Genomic DNA, 18,984 nt, shown 5'->3' with positions numbered 1-18,984 from the left:
CTGGCGTACCTCCTGATCAGGGGGTACGCCAGAGTTCTATCTCGCCACAGTTCTACTTCGCTGCGGTTCTACCTCGGCAGAGCGGGTCAGGACGCCTTGTCGACGTCCTCCGCCAGGGTGCCCAGGTAGAGCGAGATCACCTTCGGGTCGGACTGGAGCTCCTTGCCCGTCCCCGTGTACGCGTCCTTGCCCTGGTCGAGCACGTAGCCGCGGTCGCAGATCTGCAGGCAGCGCCGGGCGTTCTGCTCGACCATCACCACGGACACGCCCGCCTTGTTGATCATCCGGGTGCGCAGGAACGTCTCGTCCTGGCGCACCGGCGACAGGCCAGCGGACGGCTCGTCGAGCAGCAGCACCGACGGGTTCATCATCAGGGCGCGGGCCATGGCGACCATCTGCCGCTCACCGCCCGACATGGCGCCCGCACGCTGCGCGCGCCGCTCCCCCAGGGTGGGGAAGAGGTCAGTGATGAACTCGAACCGCTCCGCGAACGCCTTGGGCCGCAGGTACACGCCCATCCGCATGTTCTCCTCGACGGTGAGCGAGGGGAACACGTTGTTGTTCTGCGGCACGAACCCCACACCCTGCGACACGAGGGTGTTCGCCTTCTGGTTCGTGATGTCCTCGCCGCCCAGGGTCACGTTGCCGGAGCGGACGTGCACCAGGCCGAACAGGGACTTCAGCAGCGTCGACTTGCCGGCGCCGTTGGGGCCGATGATGCCCACGAGCTCACCCTTGGCGACCTCGAGGTTGCACCCGTTCAGGATGTTCACGCCGGGCAGGTAGCCCGCGACGATGTCGGTCGCCTTGAGCAGGATCTCCCGCTTCTCGGTCTTGGCCGCGTCGTTCATCGCTTCTCCTCCTCGGCCTCGAGCCGGGCCAGCACTGCGGGGTCGAGCAGCGAGTCGTCCCCGAGGTCGGTGTCGTGGTGCGCACCCAGGTAGGCGTCGACGACGGCCTGGTCCTGCATGACGGACTTGGGGGGTCCCTCGGCCACGATCTTGCCCTCGGCCATCACCACTACCCAGTCGGAGATGTGCCGGACGGCGTGCATGTCGTGCTCCACGAACAGCACGGTCATGCCGTCGTCGCGCAGGGACTGGATGTGGTGCAGCAGCGACTGCACCAGGGCCGGGTTCACGCCGGCCATGGGCTCGTCGAGCATGATCATCGTCGGGTCCGTCATCAGGGCCCGCGCCATCTCCAGGAGCTTGCGCTGACCACCGGACAGCGAGCCCGCGAAGTCGTCCTTCTTGGCGTCGAGCTTGAACCGCGCCAGGATCTCGAGCGCCTTCTCGGTGTTCTTCTTCTCGGTGCCGGCCCACAGGGGCTTCACCAGGGAGCCGAACAGGTTCTCGCCCGGGTTGCCCATGGCGGCGAGCAGCATGTTCTGCAGCACCGTCAGGCGCGAGAGCGCCTTGGTGAGCTGGAACGTGCGGACCATGCCGTTGCGCGCCACCTTGGCGGCGCTGACCCCGCCCAGCGACCTGCCCTCGAAGGACCACGTGCCCTGGTTGGGCTTGTCGAACCCCGTGAGCAGGTTGAAGAACGTCGTCTTGCCGGCGCCGTTCGGACCGATGAGCGCCGTGATGACGCCGCGCTGGACCTCCAGGTGGTCGACGTCGACGGCGGTCATGCCGCCGAACCGGCGCTGCACGTCGTCGACGACCAGGATCGGGTCGGGCTTGCTGACGCCGACCGTGGGCTCGACCGCGGCCAGGACGTGCTCCGCGGCCTTGGCGGCCTCGGTCTCGTGGCGCTCGACGGTGTCGAGCGCCTCGACGGTGCTCTCGGGCACGTCGGTCGTCTCGGCTGCCTCGGGCACGTCGGTCACCTCGGCCACCTTGTTCTCTGTCGTCTCATCGGGCATCGAAGGCGAGCTCCTTCTTGTTCCCCAGGATTCCTTGTGGGCGGAAGATGACGAGCAGCATCAGGGTCACGCCGACGAGCAGACCACCGATCTGCTCGACCATCGTGGCCGACACGACACCCTCCAGGCCCTCGCGCATACCCGCGCGGAGCAACATGTAGACCGCATAAAAGAGCATGGACCCCAGCACCGGGCCGAACAAGGTGGCGGCACCACCGAGCAGCAGGACGGTCCACGCGAAGAAGGTCAGCGACCGGCCCATGGCATCAGGTGCGACCGACCTGGGCAGCACGTACAGCATGCCCGCGAGCGAACCGCACATGCCGCCGAGCACCAGCGCCTGCATCTTGTAGGAGAAGACGTTCTTGCCCAGTGCGCGGACGGCGTCCTCGTCCTCCCGGATGCCCTTGAGCACGCGGCCCCAGGGGCTGCGGGTCAGGAGCCAGACGAACACGACCGCGATGAGCACCACGGCCCAGGCGAACAGGCGGGTCCACCACGAGTCCGACCCAGTGAACACGTACTCGAGCGGGCCGAACGCACCGCGCTCGGGCGGCGCCGGCAGGAACGACAGCTCCTGGAACGTCGCCTTGAAGGAGCCACCCGTGAGACCCGCCGCGCCACCGGTCCATTCCTGGAACACCGTGGCACGGCCGAGCATTCGGATGATCTCCGCGGCCGAGATCGTCACGATCGCGAGATAGTCACCGCGTAGCTGCAGTGTCGGTGCGCCGAGGATGAGCGCGAACAGTGCTCCCGCGGCGAGCGAGATGAGCAGGGCCAGCCAGAACGGCGCGCCGGAGATGGTGGCGATGCCGAAGCCGTAGGCGCCCAGCAGCATGAAGCCTGCCTGCCCCATGTTGAGGAGGCCGGTGAACCCGAAGTGCAGGTTGAGGCCGATCGCGGCGAGCGCGATGGCGGCGGTGGTCGGAGCGATGAGCTCGGCGAGCGCCTGGGTGAGGATGCGGCTCAGTTCCATGATGGTTCTCCTTTCAGCCGATCCGCTCGGCGCGGCCGAGCAGGCCCTGCGGCCTGAACAGCAGCACGAGGATGAGGATCACGAGTGCCGAGGCGTAGCGCAGGTCGCTCGGCATTCCGGGGATGAGGGTGGACATCTCGACGACGAGGCCGATCACGAGGGAGCCGAGCAGGGCGCCGTAGGCCGTGCCCAGGCCACCGAGGGTGACGGCGGCGAACATCAGGAGCAGCAGCAGCATGCCGAGCGACCAGTTGAACGAGCCGAACGAGATGGCCAGCAGCATGCCCGCCAGGCCGGCGAAACCCGTCGACATGGTCCAGACGATGCGGATGATGCGGTCCGGGTTGATGCCGGTGGCCGCCGCGAGCGCCGTGTTGTCCGAGACGGCGCGGGTGGCGCGGCCGGTCCGGGTGCGGGTGAGGAACCACCCGATGAAGAAGATCACGACGACCGCGACGAGCATCGAGATCCACGAGGCGGTGCTGAGCGTGATGCCCGCGATCTCCAGCGGCTTCGGGTTCTGCGGCAGCACACGGTGCGACCGGCCGCCGATGACCATCTGGATGGCGTACTGCAGCGCGAGCGACAGGCCGATGGTCACGATCATCATCTGCGTGACGGGGGTACCGCGCCGGCGCAACGGGGCCCAGATGGCGGCGTCCTGCAGCCAGCCGGTGGCGCCGCAGACCACGATCACGCCGATCACGGTGAGCCAGACCGGCATGTGCAGCCAGTTGATGCCGATGAAGCCGAACATGGCGCCGAGCGTCACCTGCTCGCCGTGGGAGAAGCTCGACAGGCCCGTCGTGCCGTAGATGAGGCTGATGCCCACCGAGGCCAGGGCGAGCAGGAGGCCGAAGCGGATGCCCGAGCCGAACTGCTGCCAGATCTGCTGGAGCGAGGGCCCGCCACCGCCGGTGGCGGCGGTCCCGGCTCCGCCGAGGCCCTCGTCGCCGGCGGCCGGGCCGGACGCCGCGTCGGTGGGCTCGGTGCCGCCGGTCTCCCCGGGCGCCGTGGTGGCGCCGTCGGTGGGTTCCGCGCTCTCCGGGGGCGTGGTGCCCAGCCGGAACGCGGCGCGCGCCGAGCTGCCGGTCTGCGCGGTGACCTGCTGCTCGGTGGCGTTCGGGAAGAGGCCGTCAGGGACGGTCGCCTCGTCGAGGGTGAGCGTGTAGATGCCGACCTGCGGCACCTCCACGGACGCAGGCCCCTCCTGGGTGGTGGTCACGTCTTGCTCGAACCCCGCGCCTGAGATGGTCACGCCCACGTCGGGGACAGGGTTGCTGTCCTCGTCCAGGACGATCGCGACGACACATGCGGTCGAGTCGTCGGGCGTGCAGTCGGTGGGCGCGGCGGCGGCCACCGCGGGCGCCGCGGCGATCATGGCTGGGATGGCCACGGCCGCTAGCGTGGCCAGCAGCCTCCGCGCGCCCGTCGCGAGGTTCGGTCGGTCGGCTGTCATCTGCCGGGTCCTCCGTCGGTTCTGGTGTGTGGTGCTGCGAGGTCTCGGTTCCACTCGATACCAACATGATTCAGTCCTGCTTAACCAGGCCTGCATCAAACTGATGGCATCAGCGTGCCGAGAGTGTAGCCGTGCGATGTGTCACTCGTTACACCGGTGGGTCACACCCCGGTCACGGAGTGCCAACGATCCGGGCACCAGGAGGGCGTGGAACGCCCCCTCGGCCGACCGTCCGCACGGTTAGGCTGACGCGGTGTCCGACGACGCCCAGACCCCCTCAGCGGCCGCCCCCGCGGCCGATCGACCGACCGGTTCCGTGCGGGTGCTCCCGCCGTCCGAACCGCCCAGCACCGAGCGCCGCCCCCGCGAGCGCACCTTCCACGGCGACACCTTCGTCGACGACTACGAGTGGCTCCGCGAGAAGGAGAACCCGGAGGTCGTCGCGCACCTGGAGGCGCAGAACGCCTGGACCCTGGACCGCCAGGAGCACCTCGCGCCGCTGCGGCAGACCCTGTTCGACGAGATCAAGGGGCGCACCCTCGAGACCGACCTCTCGGTCCCCGCGCGCGACGGCGACTGGTGGTACTACGCCCGCACGGTCGAGGGTCAGCAGTACCCGATCCACGCCCGCTACCCCGCCGCGGGGCCGGACGACTGGACGCCCCGCGTGCTCGAGCCCGGGCAGCCCGTACCGGGCGAGCAGATCATGCTGGACCAGAACGCCGCGGCCGAGGGCCACGACTTCTTCGCCCTCGGCTCGCTCGACGTGTCCGACGACGGCACGCGGCTGCTGTACGCGACCGACACCGCCGGGGACGAGCGCTACACGCTGCGGGTGCGCGACCTGGCCACCGGCGAGGACCTCCCCGACGTGGTCCGCGACACCGCGCCGGGCGCCATGTTCACCCCCGACGGCGGGCACATCTTCTACCTGACCGTGGACGAGGCCTGGCGGCCGTGGCGGGTGTGGCGGCACCAGCTCGGCGCGACCGGCTCGGACGACACGCTGGTGTTCGAGGAGCCCGACGAGCGGTTCTGGGTGGGCGTTGGCCTGTCCCGGTCCAAGAAGTACCTGCAGATCGAGCTGGGCTCCAAGGTCACGAGCGAGTCGTGGCTGCTGGAGTCCGACGACCCGACGGGCGAGTTCCGTGTGGTCTGGCCCCGCCGCGAGGGCGTCGAGTACTCGGTGGAGCACGCGGTGCTGCCCGGTTCGCCGGTCGAGCCCGTCGAGGCCGTCGAGGCCTCGGCGAGCGACGTGCTGCTGATCCTGCACAACCAGGATGCCCTGAACTTCGAGCTGGTCACCTCGCCGGTGCCCGCGCCCGGCGAGACCGTCGCCCCGCAGGACGCCGACGTCGTCGTACCGCACGACCCCGACGTGCGGCTGGAGGGCGTGAGCGCCAGCGAGCGCTACCTGGTGCTCTACTACCGCCGCGAGGCGATCTCGCGGTCCGCCGTGCTCCAGCTCCCCGCGAGCGGGCCGGTCGCCTGGGACTTCCAGGAGATCTCGTTCGGCCAGCCGCTGGAGTCGGTCGGCGCGGGCGTCGGCGTGTGGGAGCAGCCCAACCTCAAGGTGGGCTACACCTCGTTCGTCACCCCCTCCTCGCTCTACCTGTACGACGTCGCCTCCGGCGAGCGCACCCTGCTCAAGCAGCAGCCGGTGCTCGGCGGCTACGAGGCCGGCGACTACGACCAGCGCCGGGAGTGGGCCGTCGCCGAGGACGGCACGCGCGTGCCGATCTCGCTGGTCTGGCGCAAGGACAAGGTGCGGTTCGGTGGCTCGACGACCGGGACGGGCGCCGCGCCCGTCGAGCCCGCACCGTTGCTCCTGTACGGGTACGGCGCCTACGAGTACTCGATCGACCCGTACTTCTCGGTGGCGCGCCTGAGCCTGCTCGACCGCGGCGTCGTCTTCGCCGTCGCCCACGTGCGGGGCGGCGGCGAGATGGGCCGCGCCTGGTACGACGACGGCAAGCTGGGCGCCAAGCGCAACACGTTCACCGACTTCGTCGCCTGCGGACGGCACCTCGTCGCCGCGGGCTGGACGGCGAGCGACCGCATGGTGGCCGACGGCGGCAGCGCCGGCGGGCTGCTCGTCGGCGCGGCGACCAACCTGGCGCCCGAGCTGTTCGCGGGCGTCCAGGCGGGCGTGCCCTTCGTGGACGCGCTGACCTCGATGCTCGACCCGTCGCTCCCCCTGACGGTGACCGAGTGGGACGAGTGGGGCGACCCGCTGCACGACCCCGAGGTCTACGCCTACATGCGCTCGTACACCCCGTACGAGAACGTGGCCGACGACGCCTCGCGCTACCCCAAGGTGCTGGCGACGACCAGCTTCAACGACACCCGCGTGCTGTACGTGGAGCCCGCCAAGTGGGTCGCCCGGCTGCAGGCCGCCGGGGCGCCGGCGATGCTGAAGATCGAGATGTCCGCGGGGCACGGCGGCGTCTCGGGCCGGTACTCCGCCTGGGAGCAGATCGCGTTCGAGCACGCCTGGACCCTGGACGTGCTGGGCCTGGCCGACCGCTGAGCGGTACGGCCACCGCCGCCGCTGGTTGAGCTTGTCGAAACCAGGTTTCGACAAGCTCGACCAGCGGTGGCGGCGCGTCGCTAGAGGCCGGACTTGGCCGCGACCACCCGGGCCGCCGCGGCGTCGACCTTCGCGGCGAACGCCGGGTCCTGGCGCGCGGCCTGGACCAGCGCGTCCACCATCGCCGGGGCGACGGACGGCCTGGCGGACGCCAGCACCAGGTCCACCCCGGCGTCCACGGCCCGGACCGCCCGCTGGCCGGCGGGCACGTTCTGGACCTGCACCGCGGCGGACAGGTCGTCGGTGATGATCACGCCGTCGAACCCGTGCTCGCGAACCAGGCCCACCACGGTGGGGCTGAACACCGCGGGCGCGTCGGGGTCGATCTTCGCGTAGATCGCGGACGACATCATGACCAGGCCGGAGCCGTCCTTGATGCCGGCGTCGAACACCGCCACCGACGGGTCGTCGGGCCCGGTCACGGTGTCGGTCACGCCGGCCGTGGTGTCGGTGTTCCCCGTGACGCGGCCCAGCCCCGGGAAGTGCTTGATCGACGTCTGCACGCCGGAGTCCCGCTGGCCCTCAGCGAACGCGTTGCCGTGCGTGATCACGGACTGCTCGGTGTACCCGTAGTTGCGCCCGAACACGCCGATGGGCGCGTTCGACGCCGCGCTCTGCTGCGGCACCAGGTCCAGCACGGGCGCGAGGTTGAGGTTGACGCCCGCGGCGGCGAGCTCCTGCCCCCAAAGCTGCGAACGGGCGCGCAGGTCCGGTGCGGACAGCGTGGCCTGGTCGAGCGCGCTCGGCATGTCGCTGAAGCCCTTGCCGCGCAGCACCTGGACCTCGCCGCCCTCCTGGTCGGTGGCCACGAACAGGGGCACCGGCGAGTCAGCCGCGGCGACGGCGGCGTCCACCAGGTTCTTCACCGGCCCGCGCCCGGCCTGGGTACGGCCGTGCAGGAACACGCCACCGATCTTCTGGTCCCGCAGCATGTCGAACGTCGGCTGGAACGGGCCCTTGACCGGCAGGCCGACCATCACGACCTGGCCCACCTTCTGCTCCAGCGACCAGCCCGCCACGAGCGACAGGTCCGGTTCGCCGGGCGCGGGCTCCTGCGTGGGCGGGGCGGACGGCGTCACGCTGGGCGCGGGCTCCGGCGCGCTGGGTGACGGCGACCCCCCACCGGACGGCGAGGGGCTCGGTGTGGGGCTCGGCCGGGTGCTCGACCGGACGGGTCCGGGCAGGGACGTAGGTCCGGGCTCACCGGCCGGAGCGGAACAACCCGCGGCCAGCGTCGCGACCGTGAGAACGGTGGCGACCAGCAGGCCCGCGGGGCGAAAACGGATCATGACAACAAGTCTCACCCCGCCACCGACCAGGCGTGCAATCGGCGCGGCGGCGGGGTCGGATCAGAGCGCGGCGGCGATCGCCCGCACGAAGTCATCGACGTCGGACGCGGTGGTGTCCCAGGCGCACATCCAGCGCACCTCGACCCGGTCGGCGCTCTCGCCCGGCGCCCAGTCGTAGAACCGGGCGTGCTCGCGCGCCCGGTCGGCGGCGGCCCGGGGCAGGGTCGCGAACACGACGTTCGCCTCGGTCGGGTACGTCACGCGGACCCCGGTCCCGGCCTCCAGCAGCCCCGCCGCCTCGATCCCGGAGCGCAGGCGGGCCGCCATCGAGTTGGAGTGCGCCGCGTTCCGCAGCCAGAGGGGGGCGCCCTCGGCAGAGGCTGCCGCGCCCGGGGACGACGTCCCCGACGTCGGCGTGCCCGGCTCACCCAGCAGAGCCAGGAGCTGGGCCGACACGAAGCGGGTCTTCGAGGCGAGCTGCATCGTCGCCTTGCGCAGGTACGGCACGGCGGCGGTCAGCCCGGCCGGGTCGCCGGTGCCCGCCGCGGCGGTGTCGTCGTCGGACAGCACCACCACGGCCTCGCCCAGCATGCCGCCGTTCTTCGCCGCGCCGAACGACACGATGTCGGCGCCCACGTCGGTGGTGATCTCCCGCAGCCCGACGCCGAGGGTCGCCGCCGCGTTCGCGAGGCGCGAGCCGTCCACGTGCACGCGCAGGCCCGCCGCGTGGGCGGCGTCCGCGAGGAGCTTGAGGTCGGCCACCGAGTAGACCGTGCCGAGCTCGGTCACCTGCGTGAGGCTCAGCACCGCGGGCTGCGCGCGCTGCACGTTGCCGATGTCGCCGGCGTACCGATCCACGGCGTCGGGGCCGATACGGCCCGCGACGCTCGGGACGGCCAGCACCTTGAGGCTGCCCACGCGCTCAGGCGCCCCGTTCTCGTCCGTGTGGATGTGCGCGACGTCGCTGGCGATCACCGCACCCCAGCGCGGGGCCGAGGCCATGAGGCTGATGACGTTCGCACCCGTGCCGTTCAGCACCGGGAAGATGCGGGCGCGCTCGCCGAACACCTCGGTGGCGCGGTCCTGCAGGCGGGCCGAGACGGGGTCGTCGCCGTACGAGACGGCCGCGCCGTCGTTCGCCGCGGCGATGGCGGCCATGACCTCGGGGTGGACGGGAGCGTAGTTGTCGGAGGCGAAGTGCTGCACCCGCCCATTCTCCCGCCGTCCGGCGCCGGACAGGCCAAGGGCCCAGCCACCTCGAAAGGTGACCGGGCCCTCGACGTACAACCTGGCGAGCTCAGGAGCCCGCCGCGGCTGTCAGAGATCAGATCGGGCGGATGTTCTCCGCCTGGAGGCCCTTCGGGCCCTGCTTCACGTCGAACTCGACGCGCTGGTTCTCCTCGAGCGAGCGGTAGCCGCTCGACTGGATCGCGCTGAAGTGGGCGAACACGTCCTGCCCACCGTCCTCGGGTGCGATGAACCCGAAGCCCTTCTCGGCGTTGAACCACTTGACGGTTCCGAATGCCATGTACTGCTCCTTGCAAGATGCGACGACCCCGGCCTTCGGGATCGCTGTAATCACGGTGTCGTCGTCATCTCTTGGAAGAACGATCGAGGCACTGCAACATGGCAAGCGTACCTGGACCCGCCGCGGAAAGCCCGACCAATCTCCGTGAGGTGCGTCCGGCGGGTGACCGGATGAACTTTCCTTGGGTCTAGGGTGATGCGGGTCACGTCCTCGTAACAATCTCGGTCGGGGTGGGGGATTCGTGACACAGGCGTCACACAAGGTGACTACTTTCAGCGACCACGACGGAGCAAAGTGCGCCGTCAGATCCACTCCCGCTTGAAGGGGAACAGCAGACATGATTCGACGTTCCACGGCTGCGCGCGGGCTCGCGCTAGCGGCAGTCCTCAGCGTGGGCTTGGCGGCCTGCTCCACCTCGGGTTCTGGCGATGGAGAGGGCGAGGGCTCTGCCGAGCCGCTCGTCGTCGGCACCATCCTCCCGATCACCGGCTCTCTTGCCTACCTCGGTCCGCCCGAGGTCGCGGGCGTCGGACTTGCGATCGACGACATCAACGCGGCCGGGGGTGTGCTCGGCAACGACGTGACCCTTGAGTCCGGTGACTCCGGCGACTCGACCGACATGAGCGTCTCGACCAACACGGCCACCGACCTCATCGGCAAGGGCGTCCAGGTCGCGATCGGTGCGGCGTCCTCGTCCGTCTCGCAGAACGTGGTGGACCAGTTCACCGAGGCCGGGGTCCTCCAGATCTCGCCCGCGAACACCGCCACCGAGCTCTCCGGCGTGAGCGACCTGTTCACCCGTACCGCTCCGCCGGACACCGTCCAGGGTGCGGCGCTCGGCTCCCTCGTGCTCGACGGCGGCCACCAGAAGGTCGCCTTCCTCGTGCAGAACGAGACCTACGGCACCGGCCTGCGCGACAACGTGCAGAAGTCGATCGAGGCCGGCGGCGCCGAGGCTGTCTACGGCGGCACCGGCTCCGGCGAGGAGTTCGCCCCGGGCGAGACCAACTTCTCGTCCATCGTGACCGACGCGCTGGCCGCCAAGCCGGACGCCATCGTCATCCTCGCGTTCGAGGAGACCAAGGCGGCCGTGGCCGAGCTCGTCTCCCAGGGCTGGGACTTCGACGGCACCACGTACCTCTGCGACGGCAACACCGCCGACTACTCCAAGGACTTCGACCCGGAGACGCTCAAGGGCGTCGTCGGCACCATCCCCGGCGCCGACCCCGCGCAGGAGTTCAAGGACAAGGCGAGCGCCTGGTACGAGGAGGCCGAGGGCAAGCCGCTGACCGACTACGCCTACGCCGCCGAGTCGTACGACGCCGTCATCCTCGCCGCGCTCGCCGCGGTGAAGGCGGACTCGACCTCCGGCACCGACATCGCCGCGGCGATCCGCTCCGTGTCCGGTGCGGACGGTGGCACCGAGGTGTCCACCTTCGAGGAGGGCGTCACGGCGCTCGAGGCCGGTGACGACATCCACTACAAGGGTGTCTCCGGCATCGGCCCGATCAACGAGGACAACGACCCGTCGTCCGCGTTCATCGGTGTCTACAACTACGCCGACGACAACACGCTCGTGTTCGACCGTGCGATCGAGGGCAAGGTCGAGGGCTGACGCTCCCGGCTGACACAGCACGAAGGCCCGGTCACCTCGGTGGCCGGGCCTTCGTCATGTCCCGTTCGTGTCACGGAGGGACGATGTGCGGGAACCCGGGGCGGCGGCGCGCCGTTGAGCCGGGTGGACCGACAGGACCGAACCTCACGAAGGACTGAGATCAATGGGCTTCCTCGACCGACTGCTCGGCCGCGAGCCGCGCGAGCAGACACCCGGCATGTACCAGGGTGGCGCCACGCCGCGTCCGCAGTACCAGCAGGCACCGGGCCAGGCCCCGGCCTACGGCACGGCCCCCGTCTACGGGTCCGCCGCGAGCACCGGCCGCAGCGAGGACGAGGTCGCGATCGAGCGCTACCGGTACCTGCTGCGCACCGCGCCGCCGGACCGGGTGGAGGAGGCGCACGCGGAGGCGTTCGCCCAGCTCACGCCCGAGCAGCGCAACCAGGTCCTGGCCCAGCTCAGCGAGACCGTGCCGCCCAACGAGCGTGCGACGTCGGACGACCCGCGCGACCTGGCCCGCATGGCCACCCGCGCGGAGATGCGCAACCCCGGCACGCTGGAGCGCAACTTCGGGGCGAGCCGCGGCCCGGGCTTCGGCTCGATGCTGGGCGCGAGCATGCTCGGCACCATCGGCGGCATGGTGATCGGCTCGGCCGTGGCGGACATGATGTTCGGCAGCTCGTTCGGCGACCCGGGCCAGGACTTCGCCGATGAGGAGGGCGGCGGCGAGGCCGGCGCCGAGGAGGCAGGCGGCGAGGAGGCCGGTGCCGAGCCCGTCGAGGCGTCCGGTGCCGAGGGCGGCGACGCCGGTGCGGACGGCGGCGGTGGCTTCTTCGGCGACATGTTCGGCGGCGGCGACGGTGGCGGGGACTTCGGCGGTGACTTCGGCGGCGGCGAGTTTTAGTCCCTCGCGCCGAGGTAGAACCGTGGCGAAGTAGAACTGCAGCGGGCGCTGGAGTTCTACTTCGCCACAGTTCTACTTCGCCTGAGTTCTATCTCGTCAGGAGCCGATGAGGCGCAGGAACGCCCCGAGCTCCATGAGGTGCCGCACGCCGTCGGCCTCCAGGTCGCCCGGCAGGTAGTCGGTGAGCCGGGGCGACGAGACGACCACGGCCCGCCACTGCGCGCGCGAGACCGCCACGTTGATGCGGTTGCGCGACAGCAGGAACCCCATGCCCCGCGAGACGTTCTCGGGTGCCGAGGCAGCGAGCGTGAGGATCGCGACCGGCGCCTCCCGCCCCTGGAACATGTCGACCGTGCCGACGGGCACGCCGTCGAGGCCGGCGGCGCGGAGCGCCCGGCACACCGCGTGGACCTGCGCGTTGTACGCGGCGACCACGACGACGTCGTCCGGGCCCAGCGGGCGGGCGGGCCGGCCGTGCCCCGGGTGCCAGGTGCGGCCGACCACGTCCTGCACCTGCCGCACCACCTCGTCGGCCTCCGCCGGGGACGACGTCGAGCGCCCCTCGTGGACCACCGGGGCGTGCGCCACCCCGGGCGGCACTCCGTCGAGCGACCGCTCGGTCGTGACCGCATGGGCCGACAGCCGGCCCGCGTACGCGAGCTCGGACACGGCCGCACAGACCATCGGGTGCATGCGCCAGGACTCGGGCAGCAGGTAGCCCAGGCCCTCGGGCAGCACGGAGCTGCCGGCCGCGAGCCAGGCGAGCGCCGACTCGTCCACCGGTTCGGGGTGCTTTCCCTGGCTGACCTGCGGAAGCTGCTGCGGGTCGCCGAGCAGCAGCAGCCGCTGCGCGGCCCGCCCGACGGCGACCGTGTCCGCGAGCGAGAACTGCCCCGCCTCGTCGACGACGAGCAGGTCCAGGCCCTCGGCCGGCCAGCGCTCGTGCGCGAAGTCCCACGCGGTGCCGCCCACCACGCAGCCGCCGGAGCTCCCGGCGGCGAAGTCCGCGAGCTGGCTGCCGGTCAGCTCCGACCACGGGCCGCCGGCCTCCTGCTCGATGGCCTTGGCCCGCTGCTTCTTGGCGACCACCTCGACGGGCACCCCGGCCTTGTCGACGAGGCAGCGCAGCAGGTTCTCGACCGCGGAGTGCGACTGCGCCACCACGCCCACCCGCCAGCCCGCGTCCACGAGCCGGGCCACGACGTGCGAGCCGACGTGCGTCTTGCCCGTTCCCGGCGGTCCCTGCACCGCCAGGTACGAGCGGTCGAGCCGCTCGACGGCGGCGAGCACGGCGGCCTCCAGGTGCAGCCCGCCGGCGGCTTCCCCGCCGGGCACACCGGCATCCGTCAGCCGGGGCAGGTCCCCGCCGCCGACCAGCCGGGGCGGGTTGCGGCGCAGCAGGTCGACGGCCGCGCCGTCGGGCAGGGTGCGGTCAGCGTCCCAGGCGGCGAGCGCCGTCCGTGCGGCGTCCTCGGTGGCCTGTTCCTGGGCGTCGTGGGCCGGGCCGCGCTGCGGTGCGAGGGCGACGGGTGGCTGGTCGTGCGGGTCCGCTCCCCCGGACAGCCGCTCGCGCAGCACGACGACGTCGCGGCCGCGCCGCCGGTCGTCCTGGTCGGCGGGCTCCTCCTCTTCCTCCCCGACCGACAGGATCACGCCACCCGAGTGCTCGCCCCGCACGGCCCGCGCCTCCAGCTCTCCGACGACCGGCGGTACCGGCTGGTCGTACAGCACGTGCACCGCGTCGCCCACGCCCAGGTCGGACCCGTCGATGCGCGACCCGTCGAGCATGCGGCCCACCAGCTCGACCTCCCGCGAGGCGAGGCGGTCGCGCCCGACGACGTCCCAGTCCCGCAGCACGCGCGAACGTTCCACGTGGAACGTCGACCGCCGGCCGGGCCACTCGTCCAGCGGCAGCTCCAGCCGCGCGAAGTGTTCCTGCCAGAACGGCTTCTCCTCCCGCTGGTAGTACCCGACGGCCGCACCCAGCAGCCCGAGCGCCTGCACCTCCAGCGACCGGTCGCCCCGGTTCTCGCCGACACGCTCGGCGATCTCGGCGGCCAGCGCCAGCCGCCGCTCGCGCGTCTCGCGCCGGGCCTCGGCCCGGGCGGCCGCCGCCTCCCCGTTGCTCCCGGCGCCCGCCTCGGGGGGAACGCCGCCGGCCGCTGCCCCGGCCGCGTCCGGCCCGACGGTCGCTTCCGCACCACCAGCGTCGGCAGGCTCCGGTGTCGAGGCGCCCTCGCCGCCCGCAGGCCCAGGTATCCAGACGCTTTCCCCGGCCCCGGCGGCACCGGACGAGGCGACCGCGTAGGCCGTGACCGCAGGTGCCACCGTGTCCCGCGCCTCCCGCAGCCAGTCCAGCAGCCGCAGGGTCGAGCGGCAGTCGTACTCGTTGTAGTCCAGGATGCGCTGCCGCAGGGCCGCCGCGCGCTCGTCCCCGTCGGCGGCGAGCTTCGCGTACTCCGCGTACTCGGTGACCGACGCCGTCGCGCTCGTGACGCCCTCCCGCGCCGGGTCGTCCTGCATGTAGAGGGGTTCGAGCTTCTTGATGGACCTGGACCGGTTGGAGATGCGCAGGCAGGAGCGGACGACCGCGTAGAGGTCCACGAGCACCCCGTCGCGCAGCAGCTGGTCCACCTCGTCCTCGTAGACGCCGTGGCGCGCCGCGATCGAGAGCAGGTGCGTCTTCTCGTAGGCGGCGTAGTGATAGACGTGCAGGTCGGGATAGGTCTCGCGGCGGGCGCTCAGGTAGTCGACGAACCGCACGAGCGCGTCACGCTCGGCCGCCAGGTCGTCGGCCCAGAGACCGTGGAACGGCGGGGTGTCGTCGTCGGGGCCGGGCCGCTCGACCCAGCCGAAGAGGTAGTCGAGGCCCATCGCCGGCGCCTGGTCGTCGCCGGGCAGCCGCGCCGCCTCCCACAGCGGGTCACCCTCGAAGTCGAAGAAGACGTCGCCGGGACTCGGCGCCGGCAGCCCGTCGATGGCCTCGGTCGCCACGAGCTGCCAGCGCAGCCGCGCGTCGGGTCCGGCCGGGTCGACGCCGTCGGGCAGGTGGTCGAGCGCGACCGAGCCGTCGCCGTCGTCCAGACCGAGCTGGAGGCGCGCCTGGGCGCGCAGGCCCTCGAAGCGGCCGGCGGCCATGCCGTCCGGCGGGGCCTCGGCGGTCGCGAGGCCGTCGATGGTGGTGATGCCGGCGGCGGACAACCGCGCCCGCTGCGGCCCGTACACCCCGCCGACGAGCAGCACGTCGCGGCTCTGCTGGGCGGCCTCGGCGCAGTCGGGGCAGTCGCGCAGGCGGCCGCAGGCCAGGTAGCGCTCGTCCCGCCAGCGCACCGGGCCGGCGTCGGCGACGTGGGTGTCGAGCACCTCGGTGAGCCGGGAGCGCCGCTTGCGGAAGACGGGCAGCAGGTCGGCCAGCCGGTGCGAGGTGGTCTCCCCCGTGCCGAGCACCAGGTGCACCTCGTCGGTCGGGTCCACCCGCGCCGCCAGCAGCTGGTCCGCGTACGCGGCGAGCTGGAGCAGGGCGCGCACCTTGGTGCGGCGCGCGAGCTTCGAGTCGTGCACGGCGTACCGGAGCCCCGCCCCCAGGGGGTCGCGCACCAGGAAGTCGGCCCGGCCGTGGAACCGCCCGTCGAAGAACGAGGCCTGGTAGACGACGTCGGCGCCCCGCTCCAGCGCGGCCAGGGTGCGCGAGTGCGCGTCGAGCAGCTCGTCCCGCGACATCCGGCGCGCGGGCGCGACCTCCACCACGCCGCCGGGGCGCTCGTCGTCGGCCGGGCCGAAGGCCGCGAGGTGGCCCGCCAGGACCCGGCGTTCGTGGTCCTCGCCCAGGGCCGCCGTGCGGGCGAGCATCTGGTCCTCCTCCCGCACCCGGCGCGGGCTGCGGCCCAGGAGCTCGTCGAGGCGTCTGAGCAGGCGGAACTCGCACTCGCCCGCGGTCACGAGGTCGCTGGCCGAGTACACGAGGGTGCTGGCATCTTCACGCTCCAGGAGGAACATGCCCCCAGGTCTACCAGTGACCTCCGACACGAGCGCGCTACTGTCGCTCCCACACGCGGGAGAAATGTCCGATCGGTCCCCTGGTTCTGGCGCCGACCCACCCGCATGGCCGATAGTGGGGCCGACCGTATCGAAGGAGCAACCATGCCCGTGCGCTTCAACCCGCCTCCGGGTTGGCAGGTGCCCCCGGGATTCCGACCCGACTCCACCTGGGCTCCCGACCCGTCGTGGCCACCGGCCCCGCCCGGTTGGGACTACTGGGTCGACCGCCCCGACGCCCCCCAGCCCGATTCCGGACCCACCGCAGCCGCCCCGCCGGCGCCCCCCGCGCCCCCGGCACCCGCCGGCGCCCCGGACGGAGGCGCGGACACCCGCACCGTCGCGATCCAGGTGATCGACGCCCCCGGCCGGCGCCCGGCGCCCGCACCCCCGGCCGTGCTGCCCGCCGAGGCGATGGGCTCGACCATGACGATGGCGCCCATCGGCGCCCCGCCGGCGGGCGCCCCGCGCCCGGGCTCCGGCCCGCAGCCGGTCTACCCGCCGCAGCCCGGGATGGCGCCGCCGCCCCCGCCGCCCGAGACGTCGGCCAAGGGACCGGCCTCGGGCGTGCTCGCAGCGATCAAGGGGCTCGGCGGCCGCAAGGCGACGACGCCACCGGCCGACCAGCGGCCCGGTGCCTCGGGTCCCGGCCCGCTCAGCATCGACGACGCGAACCGCGGGCCCGGGGGCTCGATCCCCGTCGGCACCGTCGCGGCCGGAGCCATGGGCCAGGGTCAGCGGCCCGGCGGTCCGCAGCGCCGCGCTCCGGGCGCCGGCCTCATGGTCGCCATCGGCATCGCCGGGCTCGCGCTGGGCGTGATCATCGGCGTGATCGTCACCGCGGGCCAGCAGGCCGACGCCAACCAGGCGATCTCGGACGCCCAGAACATCCAGGCCGGCATCGACGAGCAGCGCGCCGAGATCGAGGCCGACCGCGCCCAGGTCGACAAGCAGCGCGACGAGGTGGCCAAGCGCGAGCAGGCGCTCGGGGACCGGGAGGCGCAGGTCAAGGAGCAGGAGGCCGCGCTCAAGCAGCAGCAGGAACAGCAGCAGCAGGAGCAGGAGCAGCAGCAGGAACAGCAGGAACAGGAGAACAACGGGAACGGCAACGGGAACCCGGGCACCGTCTTCTACTGGAGCTGCGACGCGGTGCGTGCCGCAGGCGCGGCCCCCCTGCCCAACACCGAGCCGGGCTACATGCCGCACCTCGACCGGAACAACAACGGCATCGCGTGCGAGGACGGCGAGTAGTTTCCACCGCACCGGCGCAAAAATGAGCGGGCCGAGACAGATCCCCAGATTCTGTCTCGGCCCGCTCGGTTGTTCCCGGCCCACGCCATCTCCCCAGACGAGACGCGGACCGGGAAGTCCTAACCCCCGAAGAGTCCCTCCAGGAGTTCACCGAGACCGAGGGGATCCTCGTTCTCGGGAGCTTGGGTCTGCTCCTCGCTGGGAGCAGGGCTGGGCGACACGCCGCCGTCGGGCCGGACCTCGCCGGTCGAGGCGAGCTGCAGTGCCTCGCTCATGTCGATGAGGCACAGCCGCCAGACGTCGGGGTCGACCCCCTTGGGCGCCCGCCAGAACGACTTGCCGGTGAGCTCCGCCGGGGCCGTCCAGCCGGTGTCGGTGCGCTGCGCGACGCAGGTCTCCATCGCGGGCACCTCGTTCGCCTGCGGGTCCTCGACCAGCATCGGCGCGAGCTCCGCGACCATCGGCGCGGGCTCGGCGGCCTGGGGCGTGTCCACCGACCTACCGGCGACGTCGTGGATGACGGCGCACTCGGGCGAGGTGCTGCGGCACCAGGAGGCGCTCCAGGTGTTCTTGTTCGCGTAGACGAAGCCGCGCGGCTCCGCCGTCGACCGGTCCACCTGCAGCACGCGCATCCACACGGTGCCGTCGCCGAGCACGTCGAACGGCGTGACCCGCAGCGACGCGCCCGCCTCGGGTGCGCCCTTCTCGGCGCCGGCCCCCGACCCCGGTGACGCGGACGCCCCCTGCGCGTCCGCGGCACCATCGGTCTGCGGGTCGTCGAAGACCAGGAACTGGTCCCCTTCCTTCGCCCCGGAGGAGAAGCCGAACACGAGGGCCGGTCCGCCGTCGGACGGCAGGACCATCGCGTCGGACGTGACGCCGCGCCAGAGCAGGGTTCCGCCGAGGTTCCCCGCGCGGAGGTTCTGCAGGGCGGTGTCGCCGCCCGCCAGGACCTCCAGGTCGGTGGCGCTGTGCCGGCCGTCGATCTTCGCCAGGGTCACGACCGCCAGGTAGCGGTCGCCGTTCCCCGCCGGGAGGCCGAGGTCGAGCACAGCGGTGTTCGCGTCCACCCGGTAGGCCGCCGGCTGCGCCACGGAGGTCACTCCGGGTGCCAGGTCCGCGAGCTCCGTGGCCGGGTCCGGCGTCGGGATCTCGGTGGGCGACGGCGCGGGCTCGACGTCGACCGTGGCCATCGGCTCCGGCGTGCCGAGGGGCGTGACCTCTACCGGGGAGCTGCTCCAGAGCCCCGGGATCCCCGGGAGCGCGCCCGCCACCCCGGCGCCGGCCGTGGCCAGCACGAGCGTCGAGGCCAGCGAGACGCCGGCCCGTCGCACGGTGTGCTTGCGCCGGCTCGACCGCAGGACGCCGTCCAGGTCGAGCGTCGACTCGGGCACCGACGCGTGCGCCGACTCGCGGAGCCGGGCGACGAAGTCGTCGTCAGGAGCGCCGTGGGAGAGGTTCATG

The 18,984-nt window shown here is 72.2% G+C and carries 13 protein-coding genes; 4 read left to right on the top strand and 9 right to left on the bottom strand.

What is annotated here, in order from left to right; translation table 11 throughout:
• Positions 1-86: 86 nt before the first annotated feature.
• Genes ACFU5G_RS12465 through ACFU5G_RS12450 form a run of 4 tightly spaced genes read right to left on the bottom strand, consistent with a single transcriptional unit; the run spans position 87 to position 4,308 of the window.
• On the bottom strand, positions 87-851 hold the full coding sequence (locus ACFU5G_RS12465; protein ID WP_377244487.1) for an ABC transporter ATP-binding protein: 765 nt from the start codon (positions 849-851) through the stop codon (positions 87-89).
• On the bottom strand, positions 848-1,870 hold the full coding sequence (locus ACFU5G_RS12460) for an ABC transporter ATP-binding protein (protein WP_377244484.1): 1,023 nt from the start codon (positions 1,868-1,870) through the stop codon (positions 848-850). Before ACFU5G_RS12460 ends, ACFU5G_RS12465 begins: the two co-directional genes overlap by 4 nt.
• On the bottom strand, positions 1,860-2,849 hold the full coding sequence (locus tag ACFU5G_RS12455) for a branched-chain amino acid ABC transporter permease (RefSeq protein WP_377244481.1): 990 nt from the start codon (positions 2,847-2,849) through the stop codon (positions 1,860-1,862). Before ACFU5G_RS12455 ends, ACFU5G_RS12460 begins: the two co-directional genes overlap by 11 nt.
• 13 nt (positions 2,850-2,862) lie before the next feature.
• Positions 2,863-4,308 (bottom strand): branched-chain amino acid ABC transporter permease, encoded by a 1,446-nt coding sequence (locus tag ACFU5G_RS12450; RefSeq protein ID WP_377244478.1) that lies wholly within the window; start codon positions 4,306-4,308, stop codon positions 2,863-2,865.
• 316 nt (positions 4,309-4,624) lie between these two features.
• Between ACFU5G_RS12450 and ACFU5G_RS12445 the strand changes: the two genes are divergently transcribed.
• Complete coding sequence (locus tag ACFU5G_RS12445) at positions 4,625-6,838, top strand: S9 family peptidase (protein WP_377244490.1); 2,214 nt, start codon at positions 4,625-4,627, stop codon at positions 6,836-6,838.
• 80 nt (positions 6,839-6,918) lie between these two features.
• Here the strand turns inward: ACFU5G_RS12445 and ACFU5G_RS12440 are convergent, their stop codons facing one another.
• The 3 genes from ACFU5G_RS12440 to ACFU5G_RS12430 all read right to left on the bottom strand — a co-directional run bounded on the left by ACFU5G_RS12440 (position 6,919) and on the right by ACFU5G_RS12430 (position 9,715).
• On the bottom strand, positions 6,919-8,187 hold the full coding sequence (locus ACFU5G_RS12440; protein WP_377244475.1) for a glycoside hydrolase family 3 N-terminal domain-containing protein: 1,269 nt from the start codon (positions 8,185-8,187) through the stop codon (positions 6,919-6,921).
• Positions 8,188-8,247: 60 nt separating this feature from the next.
• On the bottom strand, positions 8,248-9,393 hold the full coding sequence (locus tag ACFU5G_RS12435; RefSeq protein ID WP_377244472.1) for a threonine aldolase family protein: 1,146 nt from the start codon (positions 9,391-9,393) through the stop codon (positions 8,248-8,250).
• Positions 9,394-9,511: 118 nt separating this feature from the next.
• A complete protein-coding gene (locus tag ACFU5G_RS12430) occupies positions 9,512-9,715 on the bottom strand; it encodes a cold-shock protein (protein ID WP_036971009.1) in 204 nt (67 codons plus the stop codon).
• 337 nt (positions 9,716-10,052) lie between these two features.
• Between ACFU5G_RS12430 and ACFU5G_RS12425 the strand changes: the two genes are divergently transcribed.
• Both ACFU5G_RS12425 and ACFU5G_RS12420 read left to right on the top strand, forming a co-directional pair.
• Positions 10,053-11,330 (top strand): ABC transporter substrate-binding protein, encoded by a 1,278-nt coding sequence (locus ACFU5G_RS12425; RefSeq protein ID WP_377244469.1) that lies wholly within the window; start codon positions 10,053-10,055, stop codon positions 11,328-11,330.
• Between the two features lie 163 nt (positions 11,331-11,493).
• On the top strand, positions 11,494-12,234 hold the full coding sequence (locus tag ACFU5G_RS12420) for a hypothetical protein (RefSeq protein ID WP_377244466.1): 741 nt from the start codon (positions 11,494-11,496) through the stop codon (positions 12,232-12,234).
• A 96-nt stretch (positions 12,235-12,330) separates the two neighbouring features.
• On the opposite strand, the gene ACFU5G_RS12415 is transcribed toward ACFU5G_RS12420, so the two are convergent.
• Complete coding sequence (locus ACFU5G_RS12415; RefSeq protein ID WP_377244463.1) at positions 12,331-16,230, bottom strand: TM0106 family RecB-like putative nuclease; 3,900 nt, start codon at positions 16,228-16,230, stop codon at positions 12,331-12,333.
• 144 nt (positions 16,231-16,374) lie between these two features.
• Between ACFU5G_RS12415 and ACFU5G_RS12410 the strand changes: the two genes are divergently transcribed.
• Positions 16,375-17,520, top strand: coding sequence for an excalibur calcium-binding domain-containing protein (locus ACFU5G_RS12410; RefSeq protein WP_377244460.1), 1,146 nt, complete (start codon positions 16,375-16,377; stop codon positions 17,518-17,520).
• Between the two features lie 119 nt (positions 17,521-17,639).
• On the opposite strand, the gene ACFU5G_RS12405 is transcribed toward ACFU5G_RS12410, so the two are convergent.
• Positions 17,640-18,983 (bottom strand): hypothetical protein, encoded by a 1,344-nt coding sequence (locus ACFU5G_RS12405; RefSeq protein WP_377244457.1) that lies wholly within the window; start codon positions 18,981-18,983, stop codon positions 17,640-17,642.
• Between the last annotated feature and the right edge of the window lies 1 nt (position 18,984).

Source organism: Promicromonospora sp. NPDC057488 (assembly GCF_042802395.1).
GTDB lineage: Bacteria > Actinomycetota > Actinomycetes > Actinomycetales > Cellulomonadaceae > Promicromonospora.
This window is presented reverse-complemented; position numbering and strand designations above follow the sequence as displayed.